Genomic DNA, 18,361 nt, shown 5'->3' with positions numbered 1-18,361 from the left:
CGGGCGGCGTGTCGCGAGACGTCGTACGGCGTGTTGCGGGCGCGGCGGACCGGGATCGGCCCCCCTTCCGCCCCGCCCGCGAGGATGAAGGGCGAGGGCGACCCAGCGCTTACTCTTGTCAAAGTTTTGTTGACAAGAAGAAGGAAGCCCGTGGAGCTGCAGGACTACTGGCGCACCGTCCGACGACGGTGGCGGCTGGTTCTCGGAAGTGTTCTGGTCGTGCTGGCCATCGCCGCCGTCTGGACGTGGTCGGTGACCCCGCTCTACTCGTCGAGCACCCGGCTCTTCGTGTCGACGAGCCAGACTGACGAGAACAGTGCCTACACCGGCAACCTCTTCGCCACCCAGCGCGTGGCGTCCTACGCCGACCTGGTGACCAGCAACCAGCTCGCCGAGCGGGTCGCCGGCGAGCTCGACGAGGGCGATGCCACGGCCGTGCGTGGCCAGGTCACCGCATCCGCGGTGCCCGAGACCGTGCTGCTGGAGATCACGGCCACCAACGCCGATCCGGAGCGGGCCCGAGACATCGCCCAGGCCTACGCCGAGCAGCTCCAGCTGCTCGTCGAGGAGCTGGAGACCCCCAACGGCAAGTCCTCGGCCGTCGTCAAGGCCACCCTCATCGACGACGCCCAGGTGGCCTCGTCACCGGTATCACCCCAGCCAGTGCGCAACCTCGCGCTCGGGGCGGTGCTCGGGCTGCTGCTGGGCGTCGGCCTGGCCGTGGCACGTGAGCTCCTCGACACCAGCGTGAAGGGCGCCGACGACATCGCCGAGATCACCTCGGCCCCGGTCCTCGGCAACATCTTCCAGGACGCCGACGCCAAGCGCGCCCCGAGCGAGGTCCTCTTCACTGCGACCCCGTGGGCCGAGGCGTTCCGGGTGCTGCGAACCAACATGCAGTACGTCGACATCGACAACGCCCAGAAGGTCATCGTCGTCACCAGCGCCCTGCCCGGCGAGGGCAAGAGCACGACCGCGGTCAACCTCGCGGTCACCCTCACCCAGGCCGGCCAGAAGGTCGCCCTGGTCGAGTGCGACCTCCGCCGTCCGCTCATCGCCGACCGCCTCGAGCTCGACGGCGCGATCGGCACCACCAGCGTGCTGATCGGCAAGGTCACCGCCGAGGACGTCATGCAGCAGTACGCCGACACGTCGCTCGAGGTCATGGTGTGCGGCCAGATCCCGCCCAACCCCTCGGAGCTCCTGCAGTCACAGGCGATGGAGATGCTGCTGCTCGACCTGCGCCAGCGCTACGACGTCGTCATCCTCGACGCGCCGCCGCTCCTGCCGGTCACCGACGCGGCGCTGCTCGCCACCCGCGCCGACGGCGCGGTCGTCGTGGTCAGCCACGGGCGTACGACGCGCGACCAGCTGTCGACGGCCATCGAGCGGCTCGAGTCCGTGGACGCCACGACACTGGGCGTCGTGGTCAACCAGACCCCGGCCAAGAAGTCAGCCAGCGGCTATGGCTATGGCTACGGCTACGCCCCGCTCGAGGACGAGACCGCGACGGCGGGGGGCGGCAAGCGCCGCCGACGCTGAACCACCCCGGACCAGCCCGGAGTAATCAGGCCAGGCCGAGCAGCTCGCGGCACTGTGCCGGCTTCATCGGCGTACGCTGCGCGATCCGTCCCAGCTCGACCGCGCGCTCGACGAGCTGGGCGTTGGACTCGACCGGCACGCCGCGACTGATGGTGAGCACGTCCTCCATGCCGACGCGCAGGTGGCCGCCCATCGACAGCGAGGCCATCGCGACCGACAGCGTCGAGCGGCCGATGCCGGTGGCCGACCACGACGTCACCTCGGGCGGGAGGGCGGCGACACCGGCGACGAGCGCGGGGGCGGTGCCGGGCATGCCACCGGGAACGCCCATCACGAAGTCGACGTGCACCTTGCCGCCGGCCGGGGCGCCGTACTGCTGGATGAGACGGCCGAGCGCGTGCACCTGTCCGAGGTCGAAGAGCTCGAACTCCGGAGCCACACCACGCTCGAGCGCGAGCTGGTAGAGGTCCTTCACGAAGGGCCACGGGTTGAGGAAGACGTCGTCGCCGAAGTTGGTCGTGCCCATGGTGAGCGAGCACGAGTCGGGCTCGGCGTCGAGCACCTTGAGCCGCTCGTCGAGCGGGTCGTGCACCGAGCCGCCGGTCGAGAGCTGGACGACGAGGGAGGACGACTCGCGCACCGCGGCGACCCACTCGCGCAGCAGTCCCTGGTCGAGCGTGGGCTGGTGGGAGGTGTCGCGCACGTGGAGGTGGATCATCGCCGCGCCGGCTGCTTCGCAGTCGGCCGCGGTGCGAGCCACCTCCTCCGGGGTGGTCGGGAGCTGCGGACAGTCGGCCTTCGCCGTCTCGGCGCCCGTCGGTGCCACCGTGATGAGCAGTTCGTCCATGCGCGCACCTTAGACTCCCGCGCGTGACCCTCTCGGCCAGCCCTCGCCACGTCGTCGCCGTGACCGCCCTCGGGACCCAGGTCCACGTCGAGGTGGCCGGCGGCCATGCCGACAGCCTCGCCGACGACCTGGTCCGCGCCTGGTCGCGCTGCGACGCCCGCCTGGTCGACGACGCGGCGGGCCCGAGCGTGCGGGTGGTGGTCGACGACGACCCCGCCGCGGTCGAGGACGCCGCGGCCCATGGTGCGATCGCCGGCTCCGACGGGTCGGTCGTCGGCGACCAGGTCGCCCTGGCCGTCACCCTGCAGGCGATGGAGGCCAACGAGGGCGACCTCCTGATGCTGCGTGCCGCGGCCGTCGCCGACCCGGACACCGGCCGGTGCGTCGTGCTGGTCGGCCCCGCCGGCAGCGGGCGCTCGACCGCCGCCCGGACGCTCGCGCGCCACTTCGGCTACGTCACCGACGACACCGTCGCCTTCACCGCAGCGCTCGACCTGCTCCCCTACAGCAAGCCGCTGCTCTCGACCGACGACCCCGCTCAGGGCCTGCTGTCCCCCGACGACCTCGGCCTGCGCCAGGCGCCGGGCGACCTCCGCCCGGCGGCGGTGCTCCTGCTCGAGCGCCACGCCGAGGGCTTCGTCCCGCCCGTGCTCACCGAGCTCCCCACCGCGGAGGCGATCGCCCACCTGTCGGGCAACGCGTCCTACCTGCGCTCGCTCGACAAGCCCCTGCACCGCCTGGCTGCGCTCGTCGAGGAAGTGGGCGGGGTGCACCGGGTTGACTACCGCGAGGCCGACGACCTGGTCGCCGTCACCCAGCAGCTGCTCAACCACCCGCCGTCGCGCGACCTCGAGCCGGATGCGGCGCCCGAGCCGACCGTCGTCGAGCTCCTCGGACCCGACACCACCGACAGCGGGGAGCGCGTACGCCGCAGCGACTTCGTCGACTTCCACGTCAGCGACGGCGTCGGCTGCGTGATGCTAGGCGAGACCGTCGTCGCACTGTCCTTCCTGGCCACCCGCGTCCTCACCCTGCTCGGTGACGGGTCGGCCAGCCTCGACCGCCTCGGCGAGGCGCTCCTCGTCGAGCTCGGCGAGCCCGAGTCCGGCGACGCCAGGTCGCTCGTCCAGACCCACGTCGACGACCTCGTCGAGGTCGGCGTCCTCACCCGCGTCTGACGCGAGCAGGAGCAACGACGTGCGTGCCGTCATCCAGCGGGTGCTGTCCGCCAGCGTGCGCGTCGACGGCGAGGTCGTCGGCGAGCTCGACCGCCCGGGACTGCTGGTCTACCTCGGTGTCACCCACGACGACGGCGCGACCGAGGTCGCGTGGACGGCCCGCAAGATCTGGGACCTGCGGCTCCTGCGCGACGAGCAGAGCGCCAGCGACGTCGGCGCGCCCGTGCTGGTCGTCAGCCAGTTCACGCTGTACGGCGACGCGCGCAAGGGCCGCCGGCCCACCTGGCAGGCGGCCGCGCCGGGCCCGGTGAGCGAGCCGCTCTACGACGCCGTCTGCGCCGAGCTCGAACGCCTCGGCGCCCGCGTGGAGCGCGGCCGCTTCGGCGCGGACATGCGCGTCGAGAGCGTGAACGACGGCCCGATCACCCTCGTCCTGGAAACGCCCTAGGGCTTCGGCCCCGTCTCCCACACCCGTGCCCAGTCGACGTCCATGGTCTCGGGCAGCTTGCCGTTGAAGCGCGGCAGCTCGTAGTCCGACGACAGCAGGCTGAGGATGAGGAACTCCGGACGCCCGGAGGTCTCCCCCTTCAGGCGCTGGGTGACCTTGCCGTCGATGCGGAAGACGTACTCGTCGGGCGTCCACTCCACGGAGAAGACGTGGTACTGCTCGGCCCAGTCGTCGCCCAGCTCGTCGGCGTTGGGAAGCCAGCCGCCGACGGTCTGCTTCTCGCCGTTCTTGTCGAGGAAGTAGGTGAAGCTGGTCAGCCCGCCCTCGGGGTGGTCGTCGCCGAAGTACTCGATGACGTCGATCTCGGCGCCGCCCTTCTTCGGGCCGCCGGTGCCCTGCCCGCCGACCGCCTGCATCCAGAAGGCCGCGTGCTGCCCGCGAGCCGCCTGCGTCTTGATCCGTGCGGCCGCGAAGCCGTAGGTGAACTCCATCCGGCCCTCGGTGCCGACGTGGCCGTTGAGGCGGTACGGGAACTTCTTGCGCTTTCCGGGGAGCTGGCACTCGTCGCCCTGACGGTCGGGGTCCTCCATCACGCTGAGCTTCAGCACGCCGTCAGCGACCTCGGCTGCGTCCGCGCTGGCCTTGGAGCAGGTACGGACGCCCGTGTAGCCCTGGTCCCGGGTGTGCCAGGAGCCGTCGGGGTGGTCGACGGAGTCCTCGTCGTCGAAGTCGTCGGTGAAGGTGGCCTCGGGGGCGTCGTCGGTCGAGACCTTCGTGCCGATCGCGTCGTCGCCGTCGCCGACCACCACGTGGAGGTCGCCGGAGTCGCGGCTGGTGAGCGAGACACGGCCCTTGGCGTCGGTCTCCTGCTCGTCGACGTCGGACCAGCCGTCGTCGTCCTTCGCCACCAGGGTGACCGCGGTCCCCTCCTCCGCGTCGCCGATCGTGGCGTCCACGACCCAGGCGGCGTCATTGGCGGACTCGACGTCCTCGCCGTTGGCGGCCAGCTGGGGCAGCACCTGCGCGTGCACGCTGTCGCTATTCTCGTACGACGGCGGCGTGGGGTCGCCGTCGTCGGACGAGCTGCAGCCGGTGACGAGCAGGGCGCCTGCGAGAACGGCCGCGAGGGCCCGGGGGGTGGTTCGCATGCGCGCCATTGTGGCGAAGGGACCGCGACCGAGACCAATCGTCCCGGACCCGCCAGACGGGTCAGCCCGTCAGGGGCCGGCGGTCACCCGGTGATGCGTGCGGCACTCCCGGACATCACTGCCACCCGCCGACGCGAGGTGGCGAGCACCCGTGCCTCGTGCGCCCACCGCGATGCCTCGCTGCGGCGGCACTCGACGCGCGAGAGGTGTGCCACTCGGTCCACCGCGACGGACGGCACTCGCACGGGCGGGGCCACGGCGCCGGGACGGGCCTCGAACATCCGGCCGACAATCACGGCGACGGGGAGGGACAGCAGGATCCACGCTGCGAGGATCACCGCCGCCCATATCAACATGAAGACGTGTTACCCCGCTCACACCGATCCCAAACCTCTCCGAATCCGGGGAGCCGAAACCGGTCCCGGGAGCCACGGGTTGACCACACCCGGCAGTGCGAATCGTCCGAGGCGCTGCCCGTCGCTACGATGATGGCTGCTGTCCCTGAGAGAGGTCCTTGCAACGCCATGACCAACACCCACGTCGACTACCAGCTGAGTCAGCTGGACCAGCTCGAGGCCGAGTCGATCCACATCTTCCGTGAGGTCGCCGCCGAGTTCGAGAAGCCGGTGCTGATGTTCTCCGGCGGCAAGGACTCCATCGTCATGCTCCGCCTGGCGGAGAAGGCGTTCTTCCCGGCCAAGCTGCCGTTTCCGCTGCTCCAGGTCGACACCGGCCTGGACTTCGACGAGGTGCTGACCACCCGCGACTCGTGGGTCGAGCGGCTGGGTGCGCGGATGATCGTGGCCACGATCGATGAGGCGATCGCTGCGGGTCACGTGGTCGATGACGGCAAGACCAGCCGCAACCGCATGCAGATCGGCACCCTGCTCGGCGCGATCGAGGAGAACGGCTTCACCGCCGCCTTCGGTGGCGGTCGCCGTGACGAGGAGAAAGCCCGCGCCAAGGAGCGCGTGTACTCCCACCGCGACGACTTCGGCCAGTGGGACCCCAAGATGCAGCGCCCCGAGCTGTGGAGCCTCTACAACGGCCGCATCCACGCCGGCGAGCACATGCGGATCTTCCCGCTGTCGAACTGGACCGAGCTCGACATCTGGCACTACATCCACCGCGAGGAGATCGAGATCCCCTCCATCTACTTCGCCCACGAGCGCGAGGTCGTCGAGCGCGACGGCATGCTGCTCTCCATCGGCCCGGAGATCCAGCCCAAGGGTGGCGAGAAGGTCGAGAAGAAGATGGTGCGGTTCCGCACCGTGGGTGACCGCACCCAGACCGGCTGCGTCGAGTCGGTTGCCACCGACACCGCAGCCATCATCGACGAGATCGCAATCGCCCGAGTGACGGAGCGAGGCGCCACCCGTGGCGACGACCGCTTCTCCGAGGCAGCCATGGAAGACCGCAAGAAGGAAGGCTACTTCTGATGGCCAGCACCACTGACGCCCACACCGCCGCTCAGGGCGAGATGGACCTGCTCCGCTTCGCGACCGCCGGTTCGGTCGACGACGGCAAGTCCACGCTCATCGGGCGCCTCCTGCTGGACTCGAAGTCGATCTTCGAGGACCAGCTCGAGGCGGTGGAGTCGACGAGCCAGTCCAAGGGCTACGACTACACCGACCTGGCGCTGCTGACCGACGGCCTGCGCTCCGAGCGCGAGCAGGGCATCACCATCGACGTGGCCTACCGCTACTTCGCCACCCCGGCGCGCAAGTTCATCATCGCCGACACCCCGGGCCACATCCAGTACACGCGCAACATGGTCACCGGCGCCTCGACCGCCGACCTGGGCCTCGTCCTCGTCGACGCCCGTCAGGGCCTCACCGAGCAGTCCCGCCGCCACGCGGTCCTGCTCTCGCTGCTGCGCGTGCCACACCTCGTGCTGGCGATCAACAAGATGGACCTCGTCGACTGGTCGCAGGAGGTCTACGAGAAGATCCACAAGGAGTTCACGACCTTCGCGACGAAGCTCAACATCCCTGACCTCGAGGTCATCCCGATCTCGGCGCTGCAGGGCGACAACGTCGTCAACCGGTCCGAGAACACCCCGTGGTACTCCGGCCCGACGCTCATGCACCACCTCGAGCACGTCCACGTCGCCTCCGACCGCGACCTCGTGGACACCCGCTTCCCGGTGCAGTACGTCATCCGCCCCAAGTCCGACCAGTACCACGACTTCCGCGGGTACGCCGGCCAGGTGGCCGGCGGCGTGCTGAAGAAGGGCGACGAGGTCGTCGTTCTTCCGAGCGGCATGACGTCGACCATCTCCAAGGTCGAGCTCTTCGACCAGGAGATCTCCGAGGCCTTCCCGCCCATGTCGGTGACGATCCACCTCGAGGACGACGTTGACGTCTCCCGCGGCGACATGATCGCCCGCCCCAAGAACGCGCCCAAGCCCAGCCAGGACATCGACGCGATGATTTGCTGGATGACCAACGAGCCGCTGCGTCCGCGCCAGAAGCTCGCCATCAAGCACACCACCCRCATGGGCCGCGCGATGGTCAAGGACATCCAGTACCGCCTCGACGTGAACTCGCTGCACCGCGACCAGGAGGCCGGCGAGCTCTCCCTCAACGAGATCGGCCGCGTCCAGCTGCGCACCACCGTGCCGCTGCTCTGCGACCCGTACTCGAAGAACCGCACCACGGGCTCGTTCATCCTGATCGACGAGGCCACCGGCGTCACCGTGGGCGCCGGGATGATCAACTCCGGCACCTGATCGACTACCCGCAAGATAGTGGGCGAGTCGATCCGACTCGCCCGCTGCGGTTATCTCTGCGACCGACCGTTAACTGTTGCGCTGGGTGGGCGTGGTTGTCTATCTCGTCCACGTAGGCTGCGCGGTCGGGCACAACTGGATTGCCCTTGCTGGGCTGCCGCGCCATCCGCCCTCGCGCGTCGACCAGCTAGACGGGCCTGGCTGAAGCCACATTCCAAGCGCGATCCTCTGCGCAAGGCCTCAAACATAAGAGCGGCCGTCACCCACCTGCCAGATCGTGCAGGACGCGCGAAGCCACGACCGCAGGATCCAGTTCACTGGCCGCGCGGCGCATCGCGCCACTTCTCAGAAGTGCACGACGTTCCGGGTCGGCAACCAGATCGCTGAGGAGGGACGCCAGCACGGACGCGTCGGTGCTGGGGTATAGGTAGCCGTCCACGCCGTGGACGATGTATGCCGAGTCGCTGCAACCCGGTTCGAGAGTGCTGATGACACAACTGCCGGCTGCGAGAGGATGAAGCGTGGTGTAGCCATAATTGCCGTCCAATGACGAGATCAGCACTACATCAGCTCGACCGTAGACGCTTGACAGGACACCCAAGTCAACTGGGGGATGCCATGAGACCCTTTCACGTAACTCCGCTGGCACGAGGCTTAAGCAGTAGTCCCTGTAGCTCGAACCACCAGGACCAGTGTCGGTGTCAGGACCAACGAAGTGCAATCTCCATGGTGGCAGATCGCCGACGAGCATCGACAGGCTTCGACAAACGATGTGCTGTCCCTTCCGGTGTTCCAACCTTCCCACATTGACGATGTGAACCTCATTTGACGACCTCGTGTGAAGTTCTACCGGGGCGTACTCTTGCGAAACCACGCTTAATGCAATGGGGTCCAGCGTCACAGGGACTGCACGCTTCAGCCCCCAGACTTCTTTTGCGTGCTTGACCAAGACGTGCGCGCCGGATGTGATGAGGCCGACCCGTGCGGCCCAGAATCTCTCACGGAAGTCTAAGAGGCGCCAGTGCGGTCTCGGACTTTGGCCGTTGATGATACGAACGAAGTCAGACGGCCCATGGAGCTTCATGAATAAGGTGGAGCGTGGCACCAGTACCGGGGCGGCCAACGGCGTCTGCCAGTCAGGGATCTCCATCGCTTGTATGCCTTGCCGGTACTTCCATGTAACACACGCCAAGCGCCACTCGCGCTGCACTTCATAGCGCAACCGCCCTCCGACCCCTGCGCCATACGCCGACCTGTGCCTGTAAGCCGCCACGACAAGCTCGCCAGAAGGTCCGGAGCGATGTGACCCAAGCGGCGCAGCGATCGCCCCGGTCAACATGATCGTTTCCAGACCTTGCGACACGTAGCCCGCTGCCATATTCATAAAATATGTAGTTATCCCACCCAGCCCCCGGTCTGGAAGGTCTCCGAAGTATTCTGGGACAATGCACAGTACCCTCACACCATTGCCTTTCTAGAAAGCCTTTTCGTTGCCACCCCAGTCATAGAAGCTGCCGTTAAATACCCCACTAAAGTAGCGATAGCCGCTCCAATAACCCCAAATGTGGGTGTAAGTGCAAAGAACGCTAACACATGAATCGCGAGGGCCGTTACCGAGCTTCGGGAGAACGCGGCCGGCTTCTGCTGTGCTAAAAGGACCGTACCCAGAGCTAGGTGCCAGTCCAGGGCAATCTGAGCGGCAAGCAGCACCCAGGCCACGGCGGCCACACCTTTGTAGGACGGGCCCAACAGAGGAACCACTGCGAACTGGGCAAACAGCCCAACAGCGGCATAGCAAGGCAGTGCTATCACGCTCAGTTGTGTCAAGAACGCGCGAACACTGCGGGAAAGCTCCTCACCAACGGGGACCGTCAAGGAACGAAACCGCGCCGCACAGAGACCGTGGCGGATGATACCGACAGACTCGGCCAGCAGTACGGCTACGGCATATTTCCCGAGAGCTTGAGGAGCTAGTAGAACCGCGAGCATGACTTGGTCAAGACGAAGCAGCAAAGAATCCGTGATCGCGCTCGGCCAAGCCTTCAGCGCCTGCCCCGAGACGTCCGGTGGCACCCGACCGCTGATTTTGAGGCGCCCTGCACGAAATAGTCCGATACGCGACCAATAGAGCTTCAATGTCATTGCCGTGGTCGGGACTATCATCGCCGCCAAGTACCAGCCCACATCCCGAACGTCGAGAGCCAAGAGCAATGCGCACCCAGTTAGCGTGAGAACGGCTGGAACAACCCTGCTGAGGTTGTATGCCCGGCCCGCACCACCTTGTCGCTCATACTCAAGGTAGAGCGCAAAGACCGAAGCCGCTGGCAAACAGAACGCGGCGATCCACGCTTCCGGCGCATTTGTCACCAATGCCCACACCAAGATCGCTACCGCTCCGACGAGGCCCATTGAGCCTGTCATGACGACGCCCACCGACGCCAGCGAAGAGGACAGCCCCCGCGCGTGCAATGCCGAGGCGAACGCGTACGGCAACCCTCCTGCGACGAGAGCCGCGATCAGCAAGTACGGAGCATGTACGGATGCAAGCTCGCCGCGGCCATACGCACCCAGCGCGCGCGCCGTCACCAGCGCCGAGCCCAGCGCGCACACCGCCACGACCGCTGAGGCAGAAAGGACTCCCGCCGCGGTTCCGAGACCTAATCTACGCACGATCTGACGGCACTGATGACGTAGTCGACCTCGGAGTCATTCAGATAGGGCGCTATCGGAAGGGCGATACTGGTTTCGGCAAGCTTCTTTGCGATTGGGAAGTCACCGGCTTCCCAGCCTAGGTCTGCGTAGGCCCGCGACATGTGCGGGGGGACCGGGTAGAACAACTGCGTTCCGACTCCGAGTTCGGAAAGCCTTGTAGAGATCCTGACCCTCTCTTCGGCAGAGGAGCACGTGACATTGTAGACGTGCCAGACGTGGGCATGTATATCTGACGGCGCCGTAGGAGTAGTGATGCCGGAAGCGCCTCGGAGCCCATCATGATACCTAGCGGCGATCTCACGACGCCTTCCGTTGTCGTCGTCGAGAAACCTGAGCCCCACTCGCAAGATCGCTGCTTGGATCTCATCCAGCCGGCTGTTCCGGCCACGAACTTCGTTGTGATATTTACGCTCAGAGCCGTAGTTCCGTAAGACCGAAATGGTGCGAGCTAGATCAGGGTTGTCAGTCATCACCGTGCCGGCGTCGCCCATGGCCCCGAGATTCTTCGTTGGGTAGTGAGAGAACACAGACATCGTTCCCAACGTGCCACTCGTGACTTCCGAACCGGCCCTGGCTCCGTGCGCTTGAGCTGAATCGAGCACCAGAGGGACTCGGGCCTTCCGTGCCACAGCTTCAATGCCGGTGTCCGCGAGTTGACCGAACAGGTGAACCCCCATGATGGCGACGGTGTCATGATTCATAGCCTCCTGAACGCCTGGGCCGCTCAGGTTGAACGTCTCGGGGTCGGGTTCGACGGGACGGACGACCAGTCCCATGTTGGAGACAGCCAGCCACGTAGCGATGTATGTATTGCTCGGGACGATGACCTCGCCTCCAGGAGGCAACGCCAAAGCGCGGAGGGATAGCTCTAGGCCATCCAACCCGTTCGCTACGCCTACACAGTGGGAACTACCGCAGTAGTCGGCCCACTCGCGTTCAAATGAGGCCGCTTCATCCCCGAGGACGTACCAGCCTGACCTGACAACAGACGCGCAAGCGTCTGCGAATGAGGCTAACCGCTCGGCGTGCTGTCTGCGGAGGTCAAGGTAAGGAACTTGCATAATCATCGCTTGTTGACCTCTAAACGCCACGTGTCATAGGAGCGAATGTAGTCCCCTTCGTCGTAAGGGTGACTGGCGAGCACCAAGAGGACGGCGTCCGCCGAATAGTTGTACTGGACTCCCCAAACCATTGGCTCTATGAGCAAGCCGCGATGAGGTGAGTCCAGTAGCACCTCGCGCCTGCTATCCGCAGTCTCCATGACGACGCGCACGGACCCAGCCACAGCGATCAGGAACTGTCGGCACTGACGATGCGCGTGTTCCCCACGAACCCTCCGACTGGGAACCGAGTGCACCATGAATATGCGTTGCGGCGCAAAGGGCAGCCCGTTTTCTACCTCTCCCGCGATAAGTTCACCCCTGAGATCAGGGACACGTAACAGGGTCGTGAAGACCGGTGGTTCCTGTTGCTCGCCGGATGATGCCGCCAGCGCGGTGCCCGAGGAGCCGTCTGACTCCCGCGTTACGTCGGCGTATCCGATGATCTGCGCTGGGTTGCCCGCGACGACAACTCGCGGCGGAACGTCACACGTGACCACCGCGCCGGCCCCCACCATGGCGCCTTCACCGATGGTGACGCCTGGCAACACCACAGCGCCCGCGCCCACACTGCAACCCTCCCTGAGGATGATGGGCAGGAAGCGTCCCGGCTGGCTCCTAGGAAAACGATCGTTCGCGAACGTAGCGTTCGAACCGACAAACACGTCGTCCTCGATGCGTAAGCCGTCCCACAGTTGAACGCCAGACTTCACCGTGACCCGGTCGCCAACAATCACGTCGTTCTCGATGAAGACGCCGTCGGATATATCGACGGCCGAGCCGATGCGCGCGCCGGGCCGCACATGGGCAAATGCGCCTATCCGAGATCTAGGGCCAATCTCGGAGGACTCTACGATTGCGTGCTGATGGACGAGCACAAGGCCGTCATCCGCATCGTCGGCACCGTCTTGCGATGTCCCTGTCATGGCGAGCCCCTCTCATTTCCTTTGTCGCATGGCTCGGTCATCACGACCTCATGGACGCCAACCGGTGGCGCTAGCCCCTGTCTTGCCTTCACTTCCTGAGACTTCCATTCCTAGCGTTCGAAAGTGCGGCTTGGACTCGCGGCTGTTGCGCGGCCCGCCACGCAACATCGAATACCATCGAGCGCGGCTTCGACACACCCAGAGCGGCGCAGGCGTCTCGGCGGGCTGCTGACACGTACCTCAATGCGGCTGGTGTGGAAGGACGACGGCTCGATTGGCTCGGGCTCAATCGGTACTCCACGAGTCGCTCAGTTAGGTTCGCGATTCGTCCGAGCGTACTGAGGCGGAGCCACAGCTCGTAGTCTTCGCGAAGAAAGCAACGCGCGTTGTACCCGCCGACAGCTATCACATCACGCCTCCTGAAGAGAGCCGTCGAGTGGACGATACGGTTCTTTACTAGCAGCGCCCGCCGGATGTCTGGTCCCGAGTACACGTCGCGGTTTCCGAAAGGATCTCCGGTCTCAGTGATGAGGCGTGCGCTCGCCCCCAGTAGGACGGTTTCCGGATGTTTCGTCACGTACCGCATCTGCGACTCAAGGCGGCGTGGAAGATTTCGGTCATCCGCGTCAATTCGAGCGACCCACTCGGCCTTTGTGGCTTCCAACCCCATGTTTAGAGCCCGACTTATGCCCCCGCGGTTTGAAAGGGTGACGAGCGTCAACCTGTCGTCCGGGACCAGCCCTCGGATCAAGGACTCGGATGTCTCGTCCTCGCCGTCGAGAACCACCGTCAACCGCCAGTCCTCATAGGTTTGCGACCGGACACTAGCGAGCGTCTCCGCAAGAAAAGGGGCAGGACTCGCCACGGGCATCAGGAAACTCACAGTTTCACTTACTTCGTTTTCGGGCATGCTATCCAATCACGGAGGTCTGCTGAATCACGTCCGGAACGCCTTGCAGGTACACCGTTAGGGCAATAGGTGCGGTAACAAACGCAAGCTTGAGTAGGTCACCCTTCCCGGGGGACGGAGACAACACGAGGCGCCCAGCACAAAGCGGGAACAGAAGCCACGAGTAGGCTGCAAAGCGGTCCGAATAGGCAAGAAATCCCATGCACAAGAAATACGCGTTCCACAGGATTAGCAGATTTACTAGAAAATGCATCCGCTCGGCTTCAGCAGGTTCAGCGTCGAGCGCACTTCGCGCCAGAATCATAGCGCCAATAACCAGGATTACGCTCAACACAAGGAAGTCAAGTCGATTGACACCACCGCCGTAAGCCTTGAGAACGTCTGCATCCGCGTATTGGGATAGTCGCTCGTCACCGCCGAAGTAGGCCAGCAACTTCGCATTGAAGCCAGTCACGTAGGTCAGCCCAGCGACTGCCCAGAGCATCAGACACCGGGACGTCCGCATGGGACGCCACCACAAATAGATGGCCAGCACGGCAGGTACAGCTGCGGACAGATGCACAAGGGGCGCAAGAGCGACGAGCGCAAGCCCCCACCGACGGACACTGTGTCTGTCGTTCATCAGCGCAACGGATCCCGCCAACAGCACGGAGACAGCCAGCCCCTGCCGCACCGTGTTCGTCGCGTAGAAGACAAAGAACGGCGAGAGGGTGCACGCAAAGAAGGCGACTGCGGCGGAAGGCGCAGGCAGGACTAACCTTGAAGCCAGCCAGGTGGCTGCAACAGTGACTAGAGCAACTGCCAGAGTGAAGATCCGTGGGTCCGCCCCCACCCGGGAAAGACCCCATTGGAAAACAGCAAACGCGCGGTCGCCGTCGACGCTCGTTAGATAGTCCATCAGGGATGGAGTCGCGGCGGCACGTGCGAATTGCCCGAGATAGACCGCCATATCGCTGTCGTACGGCACTTCTCTCGTACCCACGAAGTAGACGACCATGGCGGCCCAATAGCCGGCCACAACTCGGGCGGGCCACCGGTTCCTGATAAGCGGGTCCTGCGATATCGCTAATGCAATCATCAGGATAGAGATGATGACAAGGCTTGCTGGCACGAAGGAGAAGACTTGGCTCACGCCTGGCTCCTATCGAGCGTCAGGAATTGCGCCCAAGCTTCCCACACGTCTTCGGGTACAAAATCGCGTTGAATCCGGGCGCGCGCATTGAAACCTAGAGCATTCCGTGCCCCCGGGTTCAGCCCAAGGGAGACGGCCTCGGCGACGAAGCGGGGTTGGGCGTCCAACGGTACGAGTACTCCGGTCGTGCTACTCACGGCGTCAACGACACCGGTCACCGCGAAACCGACCGTCGGGACCCCGCAAGACGCCGCTTCGAGGATGACGGTGGGCATTCCTTCCCGCCGACTCAGGGATAAGTTCAAGTCCGCTGCTCCGAATAGGAGCTCGATTTCCGGCGTCGGGCTCAGAAGGGAAACCGACGACATACGTCCGAGTTGAGATATAGCCTGCTCGTCCACAGAATCGACAGGCTCGGGTTGCCCGACAACGACCAAGTGGGCGTCGCCGACTTGTTCTTCAATCCGCGGCCAGATTCTGACGAGTTGCTCTATGCCTTTATCCCGGGTTAGGCGTCCCGCGAAGACGTACAAGACAGCCTCAGCGGCTATTCCGTGCCTACGCCGCTCGCTGTCCCGGGCCGCCCCAAGCAACGGGACAAAGCGCTCGGAGTCGATTCCATTGGCCGAACCATGGTGGATGACTCTGACTTTGTTGTTGGGGACGCGCAGCTGTTGTTCCGCGATCGAGCGCACGGAGTCGCTCACAGCCACCACATCAGTGGCCAACCGGCAAGAGAGCATCTCGAGAGCCCGAAGCAGCATGCGCGGCGCACCAGTCATTGCCTCCCAACGGACGCCGTGAATTACATAGATCCGCCGCGGGGTCCGAACCAGTGCGGCTGCGATAGCGGCCAACAAACCCATCTTGGGCGTGCCAAAGATCAGGACGCTGGGTCGCTCCCTGCGCAGAAGAATCACCAATCTGACGAGTCCTCGCAGGTCTTGGAAAGGCGACGGCCTCCGGGGCAACCCCAATGTAAACCCGTCCACTCCCTCTGCTGCCAGCAACTCGGTGGGCAGGTCATCCCCCACGAGCAGAGAGACACGCGCGCGTTCCGACACGGCGCTGAGTTGACCTACGAGAAAGGCTCGCGCGGTGACCGATGACGTGACGGCGTACATCACATACCTATTGGGATCAATCATCGAGCGGGCACCCCCTTCACAGTCATACCTTCCTCAACGTCACGGACCACGCACGCTCCAGCGCCCACGACCGCACCGCGGCCCACAAGGAGCTGGTTCACGACGACGGCACCAACTCCAATGAGAACCCCGTCCCCGATTACGCAGTCTCCGGAGACGGAGGACGCGGGATTCATGCTGACGAAGTCGCCGAGGACGGTGTCGTGGCCAACCGTGACGTTCGGGTTGAGATGCACATGGTGGCCGATTGCGATACTTGTGGTGACGCGGGCTCCGGCGCACACGATCGTCCCGGCCCCGACGCCCACCTCCGAGCCGATGGTGGCGGCCGGGTGGATCAGTGTGGCAGCGACAAACCCCGCCCGGTCGAGCCGGTCCGCGATGACCTGCCGCACGGCAGGAGCGCCAATGCCAACCACGTACGCCGGTCGGTCATGGCCCTCGACGAGCTCGTCCAGCGTTCCGACGTGAGGGATGCCGCGCGCGGACAGTCGAGCCGCGTTGTCCTTCGAGATGGCGTCGTCGACGAAGCCGACCAAGTTCCAACGAGGCTTCGGCTCAGCGTGGTTAATGGCATCCACCACGTCCGCTGACTCCCGTCCGAAGCCGCCCGCTCCGACGATCACGAGAGCTTCAGCCACGACCCGTCCCCATGTACTCGGGCATCGTGGCGTCGTCCGCAGCTGAAATTCCGTCGCGCCGGAGAACCTGGGCCACGGTTCGCCAGACGATGGACATGTCGACGCGCAGGCTCCGGGTGTCGACGTACTCGACGTCTTTGGCGAACTTCTCCGCCCACGTGATCGCGTTTCGACCGCTGACCTGGGCCAGACCGGTGATACCGGGGCGCACCTCGTGACGCCGCGCCTCGCCCTCGGAGTAGCGGTCGAGGTAGCGGACCAGGAGGGGACGAGGACCGACCAGGCTCATGTCGCCCTTGACGACGTTCCACAGTGTCGGCAGCTCGTCGAGGCTCGTCGAGCGGAGAAAGGACCCGAGGGGCGTCATGCGGTCCGCATCCGAGACCAGCCCGCGGCTGGCGTCGGGCTCGAGCATCGTGCGGAACTTGACCAGCTCGAAGATCTCCCCGTCCTTTCCGGGCCGGTCCTGGCGGAAGAGCACCGGGGAACCGAGGCGGCGACGAACGACGACGGCGATGACGGCCTGAGCGGGACTCGAGAGGATCAGCGCAGCAGAAGCGACCACCAGGTCGACCGCGCGCTTGACGGGGTCGTACAGCTTCACCGTGCGATTACCTCACGGATGCTTGCCTCGATACGAGCGAACTCCTCGTCCTGCATGGCAGAGCCGGTCGGCAGGGTCAGCCCGTGCTCGAACAGACGCTCGGACGTACCGTCGATCGCGCCGTCGAAGCCCTGCGAGACCGGCTGCAGGTGCATCGGCTTCCACAGCGGGCGAGACTCGACGTCGGCCTGCTCGAGGGCGGCGGCGAGGTCACCCGCCGTGAATCGGGACACGGAGGGGTCCACCACGAGAGGCGTGAGCCAGCAGTTGTCCTCGGTGTCGTCGTCTCCCCCGAGGATTCGTGCGCCCTCGTGCCCGGCGAACAGGGCGCGATAGCGCTCGCGCCATTCGCGGCGGCGCTTCATCATGTCGTCGAGACGGGCAAGCTGCGCCCGGCCGAGCGCCGCGAGAATGTTGGAGAGCCGGTAGTTGTAACCGACCTCGACGTGTTCATAGTGCACGACCGGCTCACGGGCCTGCGTGGAGAGCTTGCGGACGTGCTGAGCGAGGAGCTCGTCGTCCGTCAGCAGCATCCCACCGCCGGACGTGGTCATGATCTTGTTGCCGTTGAACGACACGACCGCGGCGGCGCCCCACGACCCGGCGGGCCGGCCCCCTCGACTCGCGCCCAGCGATTCCGCTGCGTCGGAGAGGATGCGCGCTCCTGAGCCTCGGGCGACGGCGCCCAATGCCTCGTAGTCGGCGCTCTTGCCGAAGAGGTCCACCGGAATCACCACGGGGACACGGCGCCCCGCGGACCGCAGATCCGCAAGTCCTCGCTCGAGCAACGTCGGGCTCATGTTGCCCGAGGACTCGTCGGAATCGATGAAGTAGGGCTCGGCGCCTACATAGCGGATGGCATTCACCGTCGCGGCGAACGTGAAGGTCGACACCGGCACCACGTCACCCGGCCCCACCCCCCACGAGACGAGGCAGAGGTGAAGAGCAGCCGTGCCCGACGCAAGGCCGACAGCGTGGTTCACGTCGACACGTCCGGCCACCTCTTCCTCGAAGGCAGCCAGGTCGGGTCCCGCGGGTGCCACCCAACCGGACTGCATCGCCCGCAGCACGTACTCCTGCTCGAGCTCCCCCACGTCGGGAGGCGACAGGAGGATGCGACGCCGTGTCACCGCTCCATCAGTCACGATGCCAGAGTCTCGCTCTCGGCGACCCGGGTGAAAGGTGCCTCGGCGTCGGGCAGGTGCACCCAGTCCTCGAATGCCTGGAGCAGGCCGAGATGCGCCGTGTCCAGGTCGAAGGCACGCACGACATTGGCCGACAAGGGGCTCACGTG

18 protein-coding genes are annotated in these 18,361 nt (G+C 65.5%); 5 read left to right on the top strand and 13 right to left on the bottom strand.

Going from position 1 to position 18,361, the window contains the following annotated elements; genetic code table 11:
• Positions 1-150 precede the first annotated feature (150 nt).
• Positions 151-1,542 (top strand): polysaccharide biosynthesis tyrosine autokinase, encoded by a 1,392-nt coding sequence (locus ACXJKB_RS18205; protein WP_457190845.1) that lies wholly within the window; start codon positions 151-153, stop codon positions 1,540-1,542.
• 25 nt (positions 1,543-1,567) lie between these two features.
• On the opposite strand, the gene ACXJKB_RS18200 is transcribed toward ACXJKB_RS18205, so the two are convergent.
• Entirely contained in the window at positions 1,568-2,389 is an 822-nt protein-coding gene (locus tag ACXJKB_RS18200) for a 3-keto-5-aminohexanoate cleavage protein (protein ID WP_457190843.1), read from the bottom strand.
• Between the two features lie 23 nt (positions 2,390-2,412).
• Between ACXJKB_RS18200 and ACXJKB_RS18195 the strand changes: the two genes are divergently transcribed.
• Positions 2,413-3,567 (top strand): hypothetical protein, encoded by a 1,155-nt coding sequence (locus ACXJKB_RS18195; protein WP_457190841.1) that lies wholly within the window; start codon positions 2,413-2,415, stop codon positions 3,565-3,567.
• A 19-nt stretch (positions 3,568-3,586) separates the two neighbouring features.
• Positions 3,587-4,015 carry a D-aminoacyl-tRNA deacylase gene (gene dtd / locus ACXJKB_RS18190; RefSeq protein WP_457190839.1) on the top strand — a complete coding sequence of 143 codons (429 nt, stop codon included), beginning with the start codon at positions 3,587-3,589 and terminating at the stop codon, positions 4,013-4,015.
• Here the strand turns inward: dtd and ACXJKB_RS18185 are convergent.
• On the bottom strand, positions 4,012-5,163 hold the full coding sequence (locus ACXJKB_RS18185; RefSeq protein WP_457190837.1) for a family 16 glycosylhydrolase: 1,152 nt from the start codon (positions 5,161-5,163) through the stop codon (positions 4,012-4,014). The genes dtd and ACXJKB_RS18185 overlap by 4 nt on opposite strands.
• A gap of 83 nt (positions 5,164-5,246) precedes the next feature.
• Positions 5,247-5,519, bottom strand: a complete 273-nt coding sequence (locus ACXJKB_RS18180) for a hypothetical protein (RefSeq protein WP_457190835.1) — start codon at positions 5,517-5,519, stop codon at positions 5,247-5,249.
• 168 nt (positions 5,520-5,687) lie between these two features.
• Here ACXJKB_RS18180 and cysD point away from each other — a divergent pair, with 168 nt between their 5' ends.
• Together cysD and cysN are read left to right on the top strand one after the other, a co-directional pair.
• Positions 5,688-6,602 carry a sulfate adenylyltransferase subunit CysD gene (gene cysD, locus ACXJKB_RS18175; RefSeq protein ID WP_457190833.1) on the top strand — a complete coding sequence of 305 codons (915 nt, stop codon included), beginning with the start codon at positions 5,688-5,690 and terminating at the stop codon, positions 6,600-6,602.
• On the top strand, positions 6,602-7,894 hold the full coding sequence (cysN, locus tag ACXJKB_RS18170; protein ID WP_457190831.1) for a sulfate adenylyltransferase subunit CysN: 1,293 nt from the start codon (positions 6,602-6,604) through the stop codon (positions 7,892-7,894). The genes cysD and cysN overlap by 1 nt, the downstream gene beginning before the upstream one ends.
• 259 nt (positions 7,895-8,153) lie before the next feature.
• Here the strand turns inward: cysN and ACXJKB_RS18165 are convergent, their stop codons facing one another.
• The 10 genes from ACXJKB_RS18165 to ACXJKB_RS18120 form a co-directional block, all read right to left on the bottom strand.
• Positions 8,154-9,044, bottom strand: a complete 891-nt coding sequence (locus ACXJKB_RS18165) for a glycosyltransferase family 4 protein (protein ID WP_457190830.1) — start codon at positions 9,042-9,044, stop codon at positions 8,154-8,156.
• A 308-nt stretch (positions 9,045-9,352) separates the two neighbouring features.
• Complete coding sequence (locus ACXJKB_RS18160) at positions 9,353-10,417, bottom strand: hypothetical protein (RefSeq protein WP_457190828.1); 1,065 nt, start codon at positions 10,415-10,417, stop codon at positions 9,353-9,355.
• 134 nt (positions 10,418-10,551) lie between these two features.
• On the bottom strand, positions 10,552-11,673 hold the full coding sequence (locus ACXJKB_RS18155; protein ID WP_457190826.1) for a DegT/DnrJ/EryC1/StrS family aminotransferase: 1,122 nt from the start codon (positions 11,671-11,673) through the stop codon (positions 10,552-10,554).
• Positions 11,670-12,632: a WxcM-like domain-containing protein gene (locus tag ACXJKB_RS18150; protein ID WP_457190824.1), complete on the bottom strand. Its 963-nt coding sequence runs from the start codon at positions 12,630-12,632 to the stop codon at positions 11,670-11,672. Before ACXJKB_RS18150 ends, ACXJKB_RS18155 begins: the two co-directional genes overlap by 4 nt.
• Before the next feature lie 88 nt (positions 12,633-12,720).
• Complete coding sequence (locus ACXJKB_RS18145) at positions 12,721-13,515, bottom strand: glycosyltransferase (RefSeq protein WP_457190822.1); 795 nt, start codon at positions 13,513-13,515, stop codon at positions 12,721-12,723.
• Positions 13,516-13,543: 28 nt separating this feature from the next.
• The gene (locus tag ACXJKB_RS18140) at positions 13,544-14,674 is read right to left on the bottom strand and encodes an EpsG family protein (RefSeq protein ID WP_457190820.1); all 1,131 of its coding nucleotides are present in this window, start codon (positions 14,672-14,674) and stop codon (positions 13,544-13,546) included.
• A complete protein-coding gene (locus tag ACXJKB_RS18135) occupies positions 14,671-15,798 on the bottom strand; it encodes a glycosyltransferase (RefSeq protein WP_457190918.1) in 1,128 nt (375 codons plus the stop codon). Before ACXJKB_RS18135 ends, ACXJKB_RS18140 begins: the two co-directional genes overlap by 4 nt.
• 20 nt (positions 15,799-15,818) lie before the next feature.
• Entirely contained in the window at positions 15,819-16,463 is a 645-nt protein-coding gene (locus ACXJKB_RS18130) for an acetyltransferase (RefSeq protein ID WP_457190819.1), read from the bottom strand.
• Positions 16,456-17,067 carry a sugar transferase gene (locus ACXJKB_RS18125; RefSeq protein ID WP_457190817.1) on the bottom strand — a complete coding sequence of 204 codons (612 nt, stop codon included), beginning with the start codon at positions 17,065-17,067 and terminating at the stop codon, positions 16,456-16,458. The genes ACXJKB_RS18130 and ACXJKB_RS18125 overlap by 8 nt, the downstream gene beginning before the upstream one ends.
• Positions 17,064-18,161, bottom strand: coding sequence for a DegT/DnrJ/EryC1/StrS family aminotransferase (locus ACXJKB_RS18120; protein ID WP_457190815.1), 1,098 nt, complete (start codon positions 18,159-18,161; stop codon positions 17,064-17,066). The genes ACXJKB_RS18125 and ACXJKB_RS18120 overlap by 4 nt, the downstream gene beginning before the upstream one ends.
• Positions 18,162-18,361 lie beyond the last annotated feature (200 nt).

This window comes from Nocardioides sp. P5_E3, from assembly GCF_054049275.1.
Note: the sequence above shows the minus strand (reverse complement) of the source record. Positions and strands in the feature narration are given on the sequence as shown.

Excerpts from the sequence above, each read along its gene's own strand:
- ACXJKB_RS18150 (WP_457190824.1), bottom strand. The coding sequence starts at position 12,632 with ATGACAGGGACATCGCAAGACGGTGCCGACGATGCGGATGACGGCCTT.
- ACXJKB_RS18180 (WP_457190835.1), bottom strand. The coding sequence starts at position 5,519 with ATGTTGATATGGGCGGCGGTGATCCTCGCAGCGTGGATCCTGCTGTCC.
- cysD (WP_457190833.1), top strand. The coding sequence starts at position 5,688 with ATGACCAACACCCACGTCGACTACCAGCTGAGTCAGCTGGACCAGCTC.
- ACXJKB_RS18200 (WP_457190843.1), bottom strand. The coding sequence starts at position 2,389 with ATGGACGAACTGCTCATCACGGTGGCACCGACGGGCGCCGAGACGGCG.
- ACXJKB_RS18185 (WP_457190837.1), bottom strand. The coding sequence starts at position 5,163 with ATGCGAACCACCCCCCGGGCCCTCGCGGCCGTTCTCGCAGGCGCCCTG.
- ACXJKB_RS18135 (WP_457190918.1), bottom strand. The coding sequence starts at position 15,798 with ATGTACGCCGTCACGTCATCGGTCACCGCGCGAGCCTTTCTCGTAGGT.
- ACXJKB_RS18155 (WP_457190826.1), bottom strand. The coding sequence starts at position 11,673 with ATGATTATGCAAGTTCCTTACCTTGACCTCCGCAGACAGCACGCCGAG.
- ACXJKB_RS18165 (WP_457190830.1), bottom strand. The coding sequence starts at position 9,044 with ATGGAGATCCCTGACTGGCAGACGCCGTTGGCCGCCCCGGTACTGGTG.